The sequence below is a fragment of the Streptomyces sp. NPDC051636 genome, from assembly GCF_044453765.1.
Taxonomy (GTDB): Bacteria; Actinomycetota; Actinomycetes; order Streptomycetales; family Streptomycetaceae; genus Streptomyces.
In genome coordinates, this window is sequence record NZ_JBITDA010000024.1 from 1 (window position 1) to 15,077 (window position 15,077).

Consider the following 15,077-nt stretch of genomic DNA (forward strand, 5'->3'; position numbering starts at 1 on the left):
AACGCTCGGCTGGGAAACCCCAGCCGAGCGACTGCATAAACTGCTCGCCGTCTGACACAACCGATCATGTGTTGCGACGATCCCTAGAATCCGCCCGGCGGACGGGGCGGGGGCCTTCTGAGGGGCGCCGGACGACGCGGAGCTCCGGGAAGGGGAGGGGGAGGCGGTAGGCGACGGTTTCGAGGAGCGGTGGCGTGCGCCGGGGGTGGCCGTCCGCGGGCCCGCGGAGCGGGAGGCGTCCGCCTCGGAGGAGCGGTCGTCCGACAGGGCCGACATGCTGCCCAGAGTGGCGAGCAGCGCGCAGGCGACGGCGGTGGACGCCAGGACCCGTCGGCGGCGGTACCAGGGGCGGGGAGCGGGGGAGGTGGCGGGCTCGTCCGGGTCGGGATCGTCCCCTGGCTGGTCCGCGGAGCCGCTCTCCTCGACGAGTGCCCCGTCCGCGTCCGGCGCCGGTGCCGGAACCGGCGCCTCCGCCGAACCGGTCGTACGCACCCGCTGCCGAGCCGCCACCGCCGACAACCACAGCCGGTGCAACTCGAGCCGCTCCTCCGGTGTCGCCTCGCAGAAGGCCGCGAGCCGCTCCACGGGCGCGAAGTCCTGCGGCACCGCCTCGCCCGCGCAGTACCGGTGCAGCGTGGAGGTGTTCATGTTGAGGCGGCGGGCCAGGGAGCCGTAGCTCCGGTTCGTGCGGTCCTTCAGCCGGCGCAGCAGCGCCGCGAACTCCTCGACATCGTCCCGAACCGACACCGTTCCCCCGCCGTCCGCCCGCGACCCCGTATCCCAGGCACTCATGTACCTGCACGTCAGATGGGCTGGGATGGTTCCACCGCCGGCAAGAGGGCGGCAGTCGTTGCGCCGGACTCCGGTGACCGCCGATGCTCTTGGTGTCGCACCGACCAGGACCGGACCGACCAACCGGCGTCGGGCGACGTCCGACACGCATGCACCGCACTCATGCATTCACCGCACTCATCCACGGGGGGACACCCATGCCCAAGCGCACCCGAGCAGGCGCGCTCCTGGCAGTCGCCGTCACGGGTCCGGCCGTGGCGCTCGCCGGACCGGCCACCGCCGCTCCGAAGGCGCCCGGCTTCCTCGCGGCCGCGGACCTGCCGCCGCACCCCACCTCGTCCTGGACGGCCGGCAAGGTCACCGCCGGCGTACCGGAGGAGACGGACTGGGACACCTGTCTGCGGGCGTTGCCGGGCCACGAGTCCGCCTGGCACCGCGACTTCCGCACCGACCTCGACACGAACACCCGGCAGATCACCGTGGTCCTGCCCGACGCCCGTTCGGCGAAGCAGCTGACCTCGTGGCTGAACAAGGACATCAAGTCCTGCACGGCACGCATCGAGCAGCAGGACCCGGACACCGAGGCCACCGGCAAGGACTACGGGAAGCTGTCCGTCGAGGAGGGCGCCCACGTCTACGGCGTCCACGCCGAGACCTCCTGGGGCGCGAGCGACGTCCGCCTGCTGTCGGTCGGCCGGGACGGCCGCACCGTCACGGTCGTGAACTGGGCGCAGCTCGGCGGCTTCGAGGGCGCTCCGGGGAAGGCCTTCAAGAAGACGACCACCAAGGCCGTGAACAAGCTCCACTGAGGGCGCCGCCCGGGGCCGCCCTCCCGCCACGGGGGTCGGGAGGGCGGCCCGGCACCGACGACCACACCACGGCCCGACCACTCGATCACTCGATCACTCGAAAAAGGGGAACAGACGTGAACAGCAAGACCCGCACCGCCCTCACCGCCGGCGTCCTCGCCGTCGCCCTCGGCCTCGGCGCCACCGTCCAGGCCTCCGCCGGGACCCCGCGCAGCGTCAGCGGCAAGCCGTCCGACAACATCACCCGCATCGCCGACTTCTACGGCGCCTACATCGACGCGGTGACCGACGAGGACAGCGGCGACCTCGGGGAGGCACTGCGCGGCCACTACCTCACCGCCGACTTCCAGAGGGAACTGAACGCCTGGGAGGAGAAGAACCACGCCGACGGCGTCCTGCGCGCCCAGAACGTGCCGCTCGCCTGGAAGGTCACCGACAACGGCACCGCCGACTACACGGAGGCCGTGATCACCCTCACCTGGAGCAGGTCCAGCACGACCAAGCTGGTCGTCGACATGACCCGCGGCAGCCACAAGGTCTTCCACATAGGGGAGAAGGGCATCGGCGGGAAGTGACGGCCAGGCAGTTTCGTCGGGCCGGTCGTTCGGGAGGTGATCGATGCATCGCCTTCGAGTTCCAGACCGTCACCAGCCCGGTGGGGAGGGCCTCACCTCGCCTGTCCGCTTCTCCCCGAGCCCTTCGACGGCCGCGGCGGATGCCGCTCCTTACGGCCGCCGGCCGTGCCCTGTTGTGTCCGCGGCCCGCCGGCGGGCCGGCTTGTGCGGTCCTTGGCGTTCTGGTGGCGTCCTGCGGAGCGGCTCATGAGCTGGGTGATGGCCCGCCAGGTCTCCTCCGGGCAGTCGCCCTGCGGAGTGGACTTCAGGAAGCCGCCGTAGGGAACACGGCGGGGCGGCAGGGCGACCTCCAGCCAGTGCTCGTACTCCGTGTTGTCCCAGCCGTCGTTGGGGATCGGGATGTGGTCCCGCCGATCGCTCTTGTCCTTGCTGGTGATCTGCATGACGTCGGCGTACGAGGCGTGGTTCCGCACGACGACGCAGTAGTGCTGCAGTGTCCGACTGTCGTCCTCGCGCAGCGGGACGTCGGCCAGCCATATCTCCCCGGTCCGCGGGCGGCGCACCTCCTGGTCCGCGCTGCCCGGACGGCCCGTGCCGGGGCGGGGGCCGTGGATCACCGCCTGCCACGGCGGCTCGTTGCGCCGGCACCACCGGCGGACGGCGTGGAAGGTGATCGCCACGGCGACCGCCGCGGCCACCGTCTCCAGCGTGGCGGTGAACGACCACGGCAGCTCGGTGGGTGAGGCGGCGTCCCCGGTGGGGTGGGCCCGCAGGTCCGCGGCGACCGACCGGTTGACCCGTATGGCGCCCCGGACCGCAAGGCCGGCAGCGCCGGACAGCAGGGCGGTGTGCAGCAGCAGCGGCAGCGGCCTCGGACGGCGGCGCCCCTGGGCGGCCCAGGCGAGGGCGAGCACCACCAGCGCGGACGCCGTCCACAGGCCGGCGTCCTGGACGGGCGTCGTGGTGCGCGGCCCGTGCTCCTGGACGGCGAGCAGCGCGGGCAGGGTGACCGGCAGCAGCAGCACATGGCCGACGACCAGCCAGCCGAGGAGGAGCCCGAGGCAGCCACCGCATCCGCAGCCAGGTGTGTCCGATCGCCGTGCCATGCCTGTTCCCCCCGGCTGCCTTGCCTTTCCGGTGACGATAGCGACGGGATGGCGGGGATGTCCGGGAAACCGGTGGAGTGGGTCAGACGGTGGACACAGTGCCGTATGAACCGTTTTGCATGCCGGGGCGAGTGACTGGTGCCCGCCCCGGCACCTCCCCTCGCTGCTGCCTGTGCGGCGTCAGCCGATTGGGCACGTCAAAGCCGCTGAATGATCGTCCCGGTGGCCAGCCCTCCCCCGGCGCACATGGTCACCAGCGCGAACTCCTTGCCGATCCGCTCCAATTCGTGAAGGGCCGTCGTGATGAGCCGGGCCCCGGTCGCCCCGACCGGGTGTCCGAGCGCGATCGCGCCGCCGTTGACGTTGACCTTCTCCAGGTCCTGCTCGAAGACCTGGGCCCAGCTCAACACCACCGACGCGAACGCCTCGTTGATCTCGACGAGGTCGATGTCGTTCAGGGACATCCCCGCCTTGCCCAGCACCGCACGCGTGGCGTCGATGGGCCCGTCGAGATGGAAGTGCGGATCGGCGCCGACGAGCGCCTGGGCGACGATCCGCGCCCGGGGCTTCAGCTTCAGCGCCCGCGCCATCCGCTTCGACGCCCACATGATGGCCGCCGCCCCGTCCGAGATCTGCGACGAGTTGCCCGCCGTGTGCACGGCCGTCGGCATGACCGGCTTCAGCCGGGCCAGCGCCTCCATCGACGTGTCCCGCAGCCCCTCGTCCTTGTCGACGAGCCGCCACATGCCCTGCCCGGCGCGCTGCTCCTCTTCCGTGGTCGGGACCTGGACGGCGAACGTCTCCCGCTTGAAGCGTTCCTCGGACCAGGCGACGGCGGCCCGCTCCTGGGAGCGCAGACCGAGGGAGTCGACGTCCGCGCGGGTGAGGCCGCGATGCCGGGCGATGCGCTCGGCGGCCTCGAACTGGTTGGGCAGGTCGACGTTCCACTCGTCGGGGAAGGGCTTGCCGGGCCCGTGCTTGGAGCCGGAGCCGAGCGGCACCCGTGACATCGCCTCGACGCCGCAGCTGATCCCCACGTCGATGACGCCCGCGGCGACCATGTTGGCGACCATGTGCGAGGCCTGCTGCGAGGAGCCGCACTGGCAGTCGACGGTGGTCGCGGCGGTCTCGTACGGCAGTCCCATGGCCAGCCAGGCCGTGCGCGCGGGGTTCATGGACTGCTCGCCGGCGTGGGTGACCGTGCCGCCGGCGATCTGCTCGACGGCGTCGGCGGGGATGCCGGTGCGGCCGAGGAGCTCACGGTAGGTCTCGCCCAGGAGATAGGCGGGGTGGAGGTTGGCGAGCGCGCCGCCGCGCTTGCCGATGGGGGTGCGTACGGCTTCGACGATCACGGGTTCCGCGGCCATGGGGGTGCGTCCTCTCCCTAGGGCCCGTCCGGCGGAGCAGGCCCGGTCAACCCGCGCGGCGCGGGCGTCCCGGCCACCCGCCACGCAGAACTAGTACGCGTTCTAGTTCCGAAGCAGTCTGCTGACAGCCCGTCCGCAACCGCAAGAGGGATGCACGCAATTGAAGATGCCACGCCCCTTGCGACTTGTAGAACCCGTTACTACCTTCACGGCAACCCCGAGTTCCTGATAGGCCGTCAGAGTGGTGGGAGTGTGTCGCTCATGCCCTGTCCCGCGCTGCCCGACGGGTTCGACTTCACCGACCCCGACCTGCTGCACGCCCGCGTCCCGCTCCCGGAGTTCGCCGAACTGCGCCGGGCCGAACCGGTCCGCTGGATTCCGCAGCCGCACGGCATCGCCGGGTTCGCGGACGACGGGTACTGGGCCGTGACGCGGCACGCGGACGTCAAGTACGTCTCCACGCACCCCGAAACCTTCTCCTCCTACCTCAACACGGCGATCATCCGCTTCACCGAGCACATGGAACGGGACGCGATCGACGCGCAGCGCCTGATCCTGCTGAACATGGACCCGCCCGAACACACCCGGGTCCGCCAGATCATCCAGCGCGGCTTCACCCCGCGGTCCGTCCGCGCGCTGGAGGACCGCCTGCGCGCCCGCGCCCGGTCGATCGTCGCGTCGGCCCGAGCCCACTCCGGCCCCTTCGACTTCGTCACGCAGGTCGCCTGCGAACTGCCTTTGCAGGCCATCGCCGAGCTGATCGGCGTCCCGCAGGACGACCGGGCGAAGATCTTCGACTGGTCCAACAAGATGATCTCGTACGACGACCCGGAGTACGCGATCACGGAGGAGGTCGGCCAGGAGTCGGCCACCGAGCTGATCGCCTACGCGATGAACATGGCCGCCGACCGCAAGCAGTGCCCGGCCCGCGACATCGTGACGACGCTGGTGGCGGCGGAGGACGAGGGCAACCTCAACTCGGACGAGTTCGGCTTCTTCGTGCTGATGCTGGCGGTCGCGGGCAACGAGACCACCCGCAACGCCATCACCCACGGCATGCACGCCTTCCTCACCCACCCCGACCAGTGGGACCTCTACAAGCGCCAGCGCCCGTCGACCACCGCCGAGGAGATCGTCCGCTGGGCCACGCCGGTCAACTCCTTCCAGCGCACGGCCACCCAGGACACGGAACTCGGCGGCAGGCAGATCAAGAAGGGCGACCGGGTCGGCCTCTTCTACGCCTCCGCCAACCACGACCCCGAGGTGTTCACCGACCCCGGCACCTTCGACATCACCCGCGACCCCAACCCCCACCTCGGCTTCGGCGGCGGCGGCCCCCACTACTGCCTGGGCAAGTCGCTCGCGGTCCTGGAGATCGACCTGATCTTCACCGCGATAGCGGACACGATGCCGGGCCTGAAGCTCGTGGACGCCCCCCGCCGCCTGCGCTCCGCGTGGATCAACGGCGTAAAGGAACTCCAGGTCACCACGGCCTGAGGACCCGGGCCGACGGCTCCCGGCGCCGCCGGCCCGACCCGGGGGAGGCAGGAGCAGCCCCTACGCCCCGTTCCTGCCTCCCCCGGCTGCCTGCGGCGGTTCGGGTCGGTCAGGGCTCAGGGCCTCTCCGGGAACGGCTCCATGGTGATCAGGACGGCGGGAGTGACCGTGGGCTTCGGTGCGGAGAACCAGGTCACGCCCTCCTCCAGCGGCGTGAGTCCCTGCGCGAACCTGTTGACGATCAGCTCCGGCTCCCGCATCAGCCGGACGCCGCCTCCTTCACCGGTGCCGGCCGCTCGTCACCGGCCTGCGCCGAAGCCCTCGTGGCAACGACCCGTGCCCGCGGTCCCTGGAACACATACGCCAGCCCGAACCCCGCGCCCACCACCACCGCGCCGCCCACCGCGTCCAGCACCCAGTGGTTGCCGGTGCCCACGATCGCGGAGACGGTGAAGAGGGGGTGCAGGAGGCCGAGGGGCTTCATCCACCACCTCGGGGCGATGACCGCTATGACCACCCCGCACCACAGGGACCAGCCGAAGTGCAGCGAGGGCATCGCCGCGTACTGGTTGGTCAGGGCCGTCAGCGTGCCGTAGTCCGGCTTGGAGAAGTCCTGGACGCCGTGGACCGTGTCGATGATGCCGAGGCCGGGCAGGAGGCGCGGCGGGGCGAGGGGGAAGAGCCAGAAGCCGACCAGGGCGAGGAGGGTGGCGAAGCCGAGGGCCGAGCGGGCCCAGCGGTAGTCGACCGGGCGGCGCCAGTAGAGGACGCCGAGGATGGTCAGCGGGACGGCGAAGTGGAAGGACTCGTAGTAGAAGCCGAAGAAGTCGCGCAGCCAGCCGACCTTGACCACCGCGTGGTTGACCGCGAGCTCGATGTCGATGTGCAGGAAGCGTTCGAGGTCCAGGATCAGATGGCCGTGGTGCTCCGCCCGCGCCCGGCCGGCCGAGTTGCTGCCGCCCGTCGCCGCGAGGCGGACCTTCTGGTACGCGGCGTACGTGACCCGAAGGAGGAGCAGCTCCAGGAGGAGGTTCGGGCGGGTGAGCACCCGGCGGAGGAAGGGCAGGAGCGGGACGCGCCGGAAGCGGGCGGGGACCGGCGGCGCGAACTCCGCCGGAATCGGGGACCGGTAGTGCGGGGAGGTGCGGGACAGGAACGGTACGGCGGTCGCGGCGGCCAGGGCCGCCAGCAGCACGATGTTGTCCCGCAGGACGTACATCACCGCCATGTTCGGCAGCATCATCTTCGCCGGGAGGCTGGTGACGAGGACCACCGCCACCGGCCACACATAGCGGTCCGAGGCCCGCTTGCCGACCCGGCCCACCACCGCCAGCAGCACCCACAGCAGCTGGTGCTGCCAGGTCGTCGGCGACACCGCGATCGCCGCGCAGCCGGTGATCGCCACGGCGAGCAGCAGCTGCCCGTCGCGGGCGTAGCGGACGGCGCGGCGCAGGCCGAGGGTCGCCACGGCCGCGCCCAGCAGCAGGAAGAGGCCTATCTCCAGCGGGCCGGTGAGGCCGAGCCGCAGCAGGGCGCCGTGCAGGGACTGGTTGGCGAGGGCGTCGGCTTTGCCGCCGAGCCCGACGCCGGCCATGTGGTGCACCCAGTAGGTGTACGAGTCGTGCGGCATCGCGGCCCAGGCCAGCACGGTGCACGCGGCGAAGGCGGCCCCGGTGGCCAGGGCGGCGTTGCGGCGGCCGGTGAACCACAGCAGCGGCGCGAAGAGCAGCACGGTCGGCTGGAGCGCGGCGGCGAGACCGACGCAGACGCCGCCGGCCCGTTCCCCGCGCACGGTGAAGCAGCCGAGCAGGACGAGCAGCACCGGAATGATGCTGGTCTGGCCCAGCCAGAGCGTGTTGCGCACCGGCAGCGACAGCATCAGCAGGCTGACCGCGACCGGCGCGGCCAGCAGCGAGGTGCGGCGGCCGACCGGCTGGGGCAGGGCGCGGGCGGCGACCAGGCCGAGGGCGGCGACCAGCAGCAGCGTGCCGAAGGTCCAGCCCCAGCCGAGCGCCTGTTCGGCCGAGCGGGTGAGGGGCTTGAGGACCAGCCCGCCGAAGGGGGTGCCGGTGAACCGGGTCGAGTCGTACAGGGAGCCCTTGACGTGCAGGACGCCGTTGGGGCCGACCCAGGTCTCCAGGTCCGTCAGCCGCTCGCCGCTGGGGGTGCTGAGGACGACCGCCACCTGCCGTACCGCCAGGATCGCGGCCACCAGCCACAGGCCGAGCCGGACCGCCCGCAGGCGCGCTCCGGCCCCTTCGACGGCCGTCGCCCCGAACACATCCGCCGGTCCCCCGCCGTGCTCCACGTTCGCCACGCCTCGTCGGCCTCCCGCCCCGTCCGTCCCGCGCGTCCCCCGTTGTCCCACGCGCGGAAGTTCTCCGCGCACCCTATGAGACGCGCGCCCCCGACGAGAGACGCGGGCAACCCCTGCTTCACCTGACGTCCGCTCGCCTTTTGTCCGGATGACGATGGTGCGGGGCGACGAGGTTGCCTGCCGGTGGCGCGAGATGGATCACAGGGGGGTGTCCGGAAACGGACGCGGCGGCGGTCGGACGTGCCTGCGCACACGACATTCAGCCGTACTCTGCATCGAAGTGCATACGCCCGGTAAGCGACACAAGTCTCCCTATGGTCGTTTTTCGGCCCGCCCGCCGTCGTGCGGACCGCGTCCCTGTCCCCGTCGAGAGGTGGGCGAGCGACGTCTTGCCGACTGCCACAGTCGCCCCCGTCCCCGTCCCTGCGTCCGCGTCGGCCCGCCACACCCGCGTACCACATGATGGCCGCGGCCGTCGTCGGCGGCTTCGCGGTCTGGCGGATGGCGGAGTCCGCGGGCCGTCCGCTGCCGGGTTCGGCGCCGTCGGTGGAGCGGCGGTAAGGGCCGTCGGCCGTCCCCCCGCGCGCGGGTGCGTGGGGCTGGTCGCGCAGTTCCCCGCGCCCCTTCCGCCCCGCCCGGCCGACCCGCACCGGAACCGCTGCCTCTCGCACACCGTCTGTGACCCCGTCGGCAACAAGACGGAGGTCAGCGGTTCATGGAGCGGTGGCGGCGGGGGCGCTTGCGTGTCCTGGCGGTGGTTCTGGGAGTGCTGGGTGTGCAGCTGAGCTGGCTCGTGGCTCCCGCGTACGCCTGCGGGTGCGGCGCGATGGTGCCGACCGGGGCACGGCAGATCAGCGTCGCCGAGGAGCAGTCCGTTCTCCGCTGGGACGGGCGGCAGGAGCAGATCGTGATGCGGCTCACCGTGAACGGTGACGCCGAGCGTGCCGCCTGGATCATGCCCGTACCGCACCGGGCGAGTGTGCGGCTCGGTGACGCGGCGGTCTTCGACGAGCTGGCGGGCGCCATCGCCCCCGTGTACCGCGACCGGTACCACTTCTGGCCGCAGAACGACGACTGGCCGCTGACCACCGGCGGCGACACCGCCGACGACGCGCCCGCCGCCGGAGCCGCGCCGGGCGTCGGCGTGGTCGGCCGGCAGCGGCTCGGTCCCTTCGACGTGGCCCGGCTGACCGCCACCGACCCCGGCGCGCTGGACGCCTGGCTGCGCGGCCATGGCTTCACCTTCCCGGCCCGGCTGAAGAGCGCGCTCCAGCCGTACGTCGACCGGCACTGGGAGTACGTGGCCGTCCGCCTCGCCCCCCAGTCCGCGGGCACCGCCCTGCACGGCGCCCTCGACCCGCTGCACCTCACCTTCGCCAGCGACGGACCGGTCTACCCGATGCGCCTGTCCCGCCTCGCCCGCACCCCGCAGGCGCTCGGCCTGTACGTCCTCGCCGCGCACCGCATGGAACCGCGCACCGCGATCGGCGGCGACCGCCCGAAGGTCGTCTTCGCCGGACGCCTCACCGCGCCCAAGAGCCCGCTGGCCGGCCTGACGGCGGGCACCCCGTACCTGACCGCCCTCACCCAGGAGTTCCCGCGGCCGTCGGCGATCTCCGGCGACCACGTGCTGCGGCGGACCGCCGCAGACACGCCGTACCAGCAGGTGATCTACGTGGACCGGCTGCGTAAGGTGGCCGGGATCCCGGCGTGGCTGCTGACGATCGGCGGCACACTGGCGGTGGCCGCAACGGCCGCGGCCGTGTTCGCCGTACGACGGTCCCGACGGTCACGGCTGCCCGCGGCGCTCGCGGGGTATCCGACAAGTACCGGACACGGAAAGGCAGAGGGCGCATGAGCGGGTCGCAGCTCTGGGACGACGTCGACTTCTACTTCACGAGCCACCTATCGCCGGACGACGAGGCGCTTCAGGCGGCCCTGCGCGACAGCGAAGCGGCCCAGCTGCCGCACGTCAACGTCACGGCGAGCCAGGGCAAGCTGCTCCAGCTCCTCGCCCAGATCCAGGGCGCGAACACCATCCTGGAGATCGGCACGCTCGGCGGCTACAGCACCATCTGGCTGGGCCGCGCCCTGCCCGCCGACGGCCGGCTGATCTCGCTGGAGTACAGCGCCAAGCACGCCGAGGTCGCCACCCGCAACATCGCCCGCGCGGGACTGGACAAGATCGTCGAGGTGCGGGTGGGCCCGGCCCTGGAGTCGCTGCCCAAGCTGGCCGACGAGAACCCGGCCCCCTTCGACCTGGTCTTCATCGACGCCGACAAGGCCAACAACGCGCGCTACGTCGAGTGGGCGCTGCGTCTCACCCGCGCGGGCAGCCTGATCATCGTCGACAACGTCGTACGCGGCGGCCGGGTCGTGGACGCCGAGAGCATCGAGCCGGACGTCCGCGGCACCCGCGCCGCCGTCGAACTGATCGCCGCCCACCCGAGGCTGAGCGGCACGGCGATCCAGACGGTGGGCAGCAAGGGCTACGACGGCTTCGCGCTGGCCAGGGTGCTGGCGTAGGGCCTGTAGCGTGACGCGTCCCGAACGGCATGCGGGCTGCCCGGGCGCGCGGCACGCTGGACAGGAGAGGGGGGCGTCCTCGACCAGCGATGGGAGGCCCTTCCGTGGAACGGCAGACGACGACGGAAGCCCCGGCCAGGAAGTCCGTCAGTACCCTCAGCGTCCTCTTCGGCTTCGCCCCGTGGATCGTCTTCGGCGTCGTCGCCAGCCCCAGTACCTGGGAGTACGCGGCGCTGGCGGCACTGATCGTCTCGGTCGTCCTCTCCGGGCGGGACATCCTGCGCGGCCGGCTCTACGTCCTCGACATGGCCGGCATCGTGTTCTTCGCCGTGCTCACGGTCCTCGCGCTGGCCCTGGACCGCGGGCAGCTCAGCTGGCTGGAGACGTACGCCCAGGTCATCGCCAACGGGGTGCTGGCCGCCGTCGCGCTGGGGTCGCTCTTCTTCGACCCCTTCACCGCCCAGTACGCCCGGCAGCAGGTCCCGGCGAGCGTGTGGGACTCCCCCGTCTTCCGGCACGTCAACCGGGTGCTGACGGCGGTGTGGGGGACGGCGTTCGGCCTCATGACCCTCTCCACCTGGCTGGCCATCCGCGTGCCGTCCCAGGACGACTGGCTGAACTGGGTCATCCCGATCGTGCTGCTGGTCTGGGCCGTGAGGTTCACCGAGCACTATCCGGAGTCCTACCGCGAGCGGGCGCTCAAGGGCCTGGCCACGACGGAGCAGGAACCCTGAGCTCCGTCAGGCCTCGTCGTGGTAGAAGCCCACGTTGACGCTGCGCGGCCCGGTGCGGTCCTGGATGACGATCTCACCGGAGCCGCCCCGGGGCAGCCGTACGCTGCCGCCGTAGGCGATGGTCTGCGCGTACTCCCCGACGGTCAGCCGCACCTCGGACGACGGGTCGGCCTGCGAGCCGCGCAGCCAGGACACCTGCCAGCCGCCGTCGGGCCCGCACAGGAACTCCAAGTGGACCCGCGAAACGAACAGCCAGTCCTCGGGCGTCACCAGACGGCACAGCGCCCCGTCCCGCCCCACCCGCAACACGGCACCCGGTTCACTGGAGGCGTCGGCCATCGTCATGCCGGCCGTGGCGCCCGCCTCCGCCGCGGAGACGGTGGCCATGGTGAGTTCGAGCACGTGCGTTCCCCCTGGAATGTGCTGGTACGGCGGCCGGATTGGCGCTCCGCCGCCGCATGATAAAACGCCCGGCGGGGCCACGTCCGGCACAATGACCTCATGACCGAGCGAAAGCCACCGGGTGTGCCGTTCGAGTCCTGGGTGGACAAGCAGATCCGTGACGCCGAGGGGCGCGGCGAGTTCGACCACCTGCCCGGCGCGGGCAGGCCGCTGCCGAGGGACATCGAGACCTCGTACGACGAACTGTGGTGGGTGAAGCGCAAGTTGGCCCGTGAGGGCCTGGCGGTCCTGCCGCCGGCCCTGGCCCTGCGCAAGGAGGCCGAGGACGCGCTCGCGGCAGCTTACGCGGCGTCCTCGGAGCGGATCGCGCGGAAGATCATCGAGGACGTCAACGTCCGGATCCGCGACATGATGTTCAAGCCGCCGCCCGGCCCCCCGCTGGGCAAGAAGCCGTACGACGTCGAGGAGGTCGTCCGGGAGTGGCGGGAGCGCCGGGCGGCGGCGGGCAGGGCTGGGGGACCACAGGGTTCACAGGCGTAGCAGTCGCTCCGCCAGTTCCCGGTAGTCCCGCAGGGCCAGCCGGAGTTGCTCGGTGTCGGTGGCGGACTCGCGCTTGCCCTCGTCGCCGGCCTGCCAGGACATGCGCAGCGTGCGCCGCCGCTGGGTGACGGCCTCCGTGAAGCGGGCGGCGATCTCCTCCACCACCCGGTCGGCCTCCTCCACGGCGTCCCGGGGACCGTCGACGAACCCGGAGACGGCCTGCTGCAGCCGCAGTCCGAGCTTGTCGCTCTCCTCGTGCGGGACCAGCGAGCTGGTGCGGCTCGCGGTCGCGGACCCGGGGGTGCCGGCCGGCGCGGTGGCGGACGTGCCCGTCCCGGACGCCTCGGTCGCCGGCGCCTCGGTGGCCGGCGTCGTCGTCTGCCGGTGGGTCATGTCGGTCATCCGCGTCACCTCCCCGCGATCTGGTGCCGGTGGAACCGGTGCGGCCGGTGGGCGTGCTGTGCCTTGTGGGACAGAGGTGCACGCTGCTCAGGACGCGTCAGCTCCTCGAACAGCGCCCGCGCCTCCACCATCGCCTCGCGCAGTTCCTCGGTGTCGGCGCCGGTGCCGCCCTCGGCGGTGGTGCCGGTGCCGGTCTGGGCGACGCGGTGGACGCGCCGGTAGCCGTGGACGTGGCCGGCGTGGTGCACGGACAGCGCGGCCAACTGCTCCTCGTACTGCCCGCCGTCCGGGAAGCCGCGGGCGCCGGCCACTTCGGCGATCAGCCGGTCGACCTCGGCGACCGCCTCGCGCGGCGAGTCGACGAAGTGCTCCTGCGCCGCCGCCCAGCGGGCCTCGAACTGTTCGCGTTCCGCGGGCTCCAACGGCCGCTCACGCAGCCCGCCGTGCCGCTCCAGCCGCTCCGTCAGCTCGCGTTCGGCGGCCTCGGTGTCGCCGTCGTGCCGGGCCACGGTGTGCTCGTACTCGGGCCCGAAGCGCCGCCTCAGGTCCCGCCCACCGTGCCGGCCGCGGGCGCGCATGGTCAGGACGGCCGCGACAACGACCACGGCCGCCACGATCACGATCAGAGCAATGATCAAGCCTGTGGACATGGTTGCCTTCCGTTGTGTCGGCCCCACGGGCCGGTTCTCTGCCCGGGTTGCCCGGAAGGCGGCCCACAAACGGCGGTCAGTCCGCGAAGCGGCGCAGTCCGGTCACCGACCACACGGTCGCGATGCGCCCCGCCACGATCTCGAACAGGTCGATGCCGCTGCGCTGGACGCCGTCGGGACGCGTCACGTACCAGCAGCAGGCGGCCCGGCCGAGCGCGGGGTCGACCAGCGGGGTGCCGTCGACGGCGTAGCGCAGGCCGGGGTGTCCGGCGCGGAAACCGGTGATGTACTCGACGATGCCGGCGGGACCGTGGATCGCGTCCGTCTGCGCCCTTTCGGGGTCGTTGCCGAAGCGGATGCGGAAGCCGGGGTCGAGGAAGCGCTCCGGGTCGCTGAAGTCGCCGTTCCACAGGGCGGTCCAGCGGTCGAAGAGAGCGATGCCGGTCACGGGGGTGAGGGTGGCGTCGGCAGAGGTGGACATGGGTGCCGCCTTTTCTGGTGATCGTCCGGACGGCCGTCCCGTCCGGTGGTGACGGCCACCAGCCTCCGGCCCCCACGCGACACCACCCTGTCGGTGATTGCCGTCACATCCCGAGCTCGTCCAGGGGCCGCAGATCCGAGCCGAGGGTGTCGAGTTCGGCCAGGTCGAAGGGGCGGGGCGGCACCGGCTCGTCGAGGGCCCCGACGGCCCGGATGCGGTCCAGGCGGAAGCCGCGGGGCGCGTCGCGCAGCCGGCACCAGGCCGCCAGGTACCAGTGCTCGTCACCGCCGAGGAAGCCGAGCGGTTCGACGTCCCGCGCGGTGACGGCGCCCTGGGCGTCGGCGTACTCCAGCCGCAGCACCCGCCCCGCCGACAGCGCCTCCCGCAGCGCCCCCGGCACCACCGGCCCGGCGGTCCGCGCCGCCCGCGCGACCGGCACGAGCAACTGCACCCGCCCCGCCATCTCGGCCGCCGCCGCCCGCTCGCGCCCCGGCATCACCGCCAGCACCTTGCGCAGCGCACTGCGCGCGTCCGCCGCGAACGGCGTCCCGGCCAGCGCGTGCATCCCCACCGCCAGCGCCGTCGCCTCGGCCGGGGTGACGGTCAGCGGCGGCAACGTCCGCTCCTTGTCGAGGACATACCCGCCCGTGCGCCCGGCCTGCGCGTGAATCGGCACCCCGGACTGCTGCAGCGCGGCCAGATCCCGCTCGATGGTCCGCACACTCACCTCGAACCGCCGGGCGAGCGCGCGGGCACTGCGCGGGCGGGGGGCGGCGGCGCGGAGTTCCTCGACGAGGGCGTAGAGGCGGTCGGTGCGGTTCACGGTGCCAAGTCTTCCCGAGGCCACGCATATTCGGTTGCGCCGGGTAGCCGCCGGGT

The 15,077-nt window shown here is 72.3% G+C and carries 17 protein-coding genes; 7 read left to right on the forward strand and 10 right to left on the reverse strand.

Annotated elements, in window-relative coordinates; translation table 11 throughout:
- Positions 1-792 (reverse strand): helix-turn-helix domain-containing protein (locus ACIBBH_RS32020; protein WP_399410614.1); only part of this gene is annotated, 792 nt, incomplete at its 3' end.
- 197 nt (positions 793-989) lie between these two features.
- On the opposite strand from ACIBBH_RS32020, the gene ACIBBH_RS32025 reads away from it, so the two are divergent.
- Together ACIBBH_RS32025 and ACIBBH_RS32030 are read left to right on the forward strand one after the other, a co-directional pair.
- Entirely contained in the window at positions 990-1,601 is a 612-nt protein-coding gene (locus ACIBBH_RS32025) for a hypothetical protein (protein ID WP_399410616.1), read from the forward strand.
- A 116-nt stretch (positions 1,602-1,717) separates the two neighbouring features.
- A complete protein-coding gene (locus ACIBBH_RS32030; protein WP_399410618.1) occupies positions 1,718-2,176 on the forward strand; it encodes a hypothetical protein in 459 nt (152 codons plus the stop codon).
- Between the two features lie 92 nt (positions 2,177-2,268).
- Here ACIBBH_RS32030 and ACIBBH_RS32035 read toward each other — a convergent pair whose 3' ends face one another.
- Positions 2,269-3,282 carry a hypothetical protein gene (locus tag ACIBBH_RS32035; RefSeq protein WP_399410620.1) on the reverse strand — a complete coding sequence of 338 codons (1,014 nt, stop codon included), beginning with the start codon at positions 3,280-3,282 and terminating at the stop codon, positions 2,269-2,271.
- Positions 3,283-3,479: 197 nt separating this feature from the next.
- Positions 3,480-4,649 carry a steroid 3-ketoacyl-CoA thiolase gene (locus tag ACIBBH_RS32040; protein ID WP_399410622.1) on the reverse strand — a complete coding sequence of 390 codons (1,170 nt, stop codon included), beginning with the start codon at positions 4,647-4,649 and terminating at the stop codon, positions 3,480-3,482.
- A gap of 261 nt (positions 4,650-4,910) precedes the next feature.
- On the opposite strand from ACIBBH_RS32040, the gene ACIBBH_RS32045 reads away from it, so the two are divergent.
- Positions 4,911-6,146: a cytochrome P450 gene (locus ACIBBH_RS32045; RefSeq protein ID WP_399410624.1), complete on the forward strand. Its 1,236-nt coding sequence runs from the start codon at positions 4,911-4,913 to the stop codon at positions 6,144-6,146.
- A 116-nt stretch (positions 6,147-6,262) separates the two neighbouring features.
- Here the strand turns inward: ACIBBH_RS32045 and ACIBBH_RS32050 are convergent, their stop codons facing one another.
- On the reverse strand, positions 6,263-6,406 hold the full coding sequence (locus tag ACIBBH_RS32050; RefSeq protein ID WP_399410626.1) for a hypothetical protein: 144 nt from the start codon (positions 6,404-6,406) through the stop codon (positions 6,263-6,265).
- Positions 6,406-8,463, reverse strand: a complete 2,058-nt coding sequence (locus tag ACIBBH_RS32055) for a bifunctional glycosyltransferase 87/phosphatase PAP2 family protein (RefSeq protein WP_399410628.1) — start codon at positions 8,461-8,463, stop codon at positions 6,406-6,408. Before ACIBBH_RS32055 ends, ACIBBH_RS32050 begins: the two co-directional genes overlap by 1 nt.
- 715 nt (positions 8,464-9,178) lie before the next feature.
- On the opposite strand from ACIBBH_RS32055, the gene ACIBBH_RS32060 reads away from it, so the two are divergent.
- The 3 genes from ACIBBH_RS32060 to ACIBBH_RS32070 all read left to right on the forward strand — a co-directional run bounded on the left by ACIBBH_RS32060 (position 9,179) and on the right by ACIBBH_RS32070 (position 11,723).
- Positions 9,179-10,321 (forward strand): DUF2330 domain-containing protein, encoded by a 1,143-nt coding sequence (locus ACIBBH_RS32060; RefSeq protein ID WP_399410630.1) that lies wholly within the window; start codon positions 9,179-9,181, stop codon positions 10,319-10,321.
- A complete protein-coding gene (locus tag ACIBBH_RS32065) occupies positions 10,318-10,989 on the forward strand; it encodes an O-methyltransferase (RefSeq protein ID WP_399410632.1) in 672 nt (223 codons plus the stop codon). Before ACIBBH_RS32060 ends, ACIBBH_RS32065 begins: the two co-directional genes overlap by 4 nt.
- Before the next feature lie 104 nt (positions 10,990-11,093).
- Positions 11,094-11,723 (forward strand): hypothetical protein, encoded by a 630-nt coding sequence (locus ACIBBH_RS32070; RefSeq protein ID WP_399410634.1) that lies wholly within the window; start codon positions 11,094-11,096, stop codon positions 11,721-11,723.
- A gap of 6 nt (positions 11,724-11,729) precedes the next feature.
- On the opposite strand, the gene ACIBBH_RS32075 is transcribed toward ACIBBH_RS32070, so the two are convergent.
- On the reverse strand, positions 11,730-12,125 hold the full coding sequence (locus ACIBBH_RS32075; protein WP_399410636.1) for a hypothetical protein: 396 nt from the start codon (positions 12,123-12,125) through the stop codon (positions 11,730-11,732).
- Between the two features lie 99 nt (positions 12,126-12,224).
- Here ACIBBH_RS32075 and ACIBBH_RS32080 point away from each other — a divergent pair, with 99 nt between their 5' ends.
- Positions 12,225-12,665: a DUF1992 domain-containing protein gene (locus ACIBBH_RS32080; RefSeq protein ID WP_399410639.1), complete on the forward strand. Its 441-nt coding sequence runs from the start codon at positions 12,225-12,227 to the stop codon at positions 12,663-12,665.
- Here the strand turns inward: ACIBBH_RS32080 and ACIBBH_RS32085 are convergent.
- The 4 genes from ACIBBH_RS32085 to ACIBBH_RS32100 all read right to left on the reverse strand — a co-directional run bounded on the left by ACIBBH_RS32085 (position 12,654) and on the right by ACIBBH_RS32100 (position 15,021).
- Positions 12,654-13,067: a hypothetical protein gene (locus tag ACIBBH_RS32085; protein ID WP_399410641.1), complete on the reverse strand. Its 414-nt coding sequence runs from the start codon at positions 13,065-13,067 to the stop codon at positions 12,654-12,656. The genes ACIBBH_RS32080 and ACIBBH_RS32085 overlap by 12 nt on opposite strands.
- Before the next feature lie 5 nt (positions 13,068-13,072).
- A complete protein-coding gene (locus tag ACIBBH_RS32090) occupies positions 13,073-13,717 on the reverse strand; it encodes a hypothetical protein (protein WP_399410643.1) in 645 nt (214 codons plus the stop codon).
- A 76-nt stretch (positions 13,718-13,793) separates the two neighbouring features.
- The gene (locus ACIBBH_RS32095; RefSeq protein WP_399410645.1) at positions 13,794-14,198 is read right to left on the reverse strand and encodes a nuclear transport factor 2 family protein; all 405 of its coding nucleotides are present in this window, start codon (positions 14,196-14,198) and stop codon (positions 13,794-13,796) included.
- 103 nt (positions 14,199-14,301) lie between these two features.
- On the reverse strand, positions 14,302-15,021 hold the full coding sequence (locus ACIBBH_RS32100) for a helix-turn-helix transcriptional regulator (RefSeq protein WP_399410647.1): 720 nt from the start codon (positions 15,019-15,021) through the stop codon (positions 14,302-14,304).
- Positions 15,022-15,077 lie beyond the last annotated feature (56 nt).

Excerpts from the sequence above, each read along its gene's own strand:
- ACIBBH_RS32060 (WP_399410630.1), top strand. The coding sequence starts at position 9,179 with ATGGAGCGGTGGCGGCGGGGGCGCTTGCGTGTCCTGGCGGTGGTTCTG.
- ACIBBH_RS32095 (WP_399410645.1), bottom strand. The coding sequence starts at position 14,198 with ATGTCCACCTCTGCCGACGCCACCCTCACCCCCGTGACCGGCATCGCT.
- ACIBBH_RS32080 (WP_399410639.1), top strand. The coding sequence starts at position 12,225 with ATGACCGAGCGAAAGCCACCGGGTGTGCCGTTCGAGTCCTGGGTGGAC.
- ACIBBH_RS32035 (WP_399410620.1), bottom strand. The coding sequence starts at position 3,282 with ATGGCACGGCGATCGGACACACCTGGCTGCGGATGCGGTGGCTGCCTC.
- ACIBBH_RS32085 (WP_399410641.1), bottom strand. The coding sequence starts at position 13,067 with ATGACCGACATGACCCACCGGCAGACGACGACGCCGGCCACCGAGGCG.
- ACIBBH_RS32040 (WP_399410622.1), bottom strand. The coding sequence starts at position 4,649 with ATGGCCGCGGAACCCGTGATCGTCGAAGCCGTACGCACCCCCATCGGC.
- ACIBBH_RS32090 (WP_399410643.1), bottom strand. The coding sequence starts at position 13,717 with ATGTCCACAGGCTTGATCATTGCTCTGATCGTGATCGTGGCGGCCGTG.
- ACIBBH_RS32065 (WP_399410632.1), top strand. The coding sequence starts at position 10,318 with ATGAGCGGGTCGCAGCTCTGGGACGACGTCGACTTCTACTTCACGAGC.
- ACIBBH_RS32050 (WP_399410626.1), bottom strand. The coding sequence starts at position 6,406 with ATGCGGGAGCCGGAGCTGATCGTCAACAGGTTCGCGCAGGGACTCACG.
- ACIBBH_RS32045 (WP_399410624.1), top strand. The coding sequence starts at position 4,911 with ATGCCCTGTCCCGCGCTGCCCGACGGGTTCGACTTCACCGACCCCGAC.
- ACIBBH_RS32025 (WP_399410616.1), top strand. The coding sequence starts at position 990 with ATGCCCAAGCGCACCCGAGCAGGCGCGCTCCTGGCAGTCGCCGTCACG.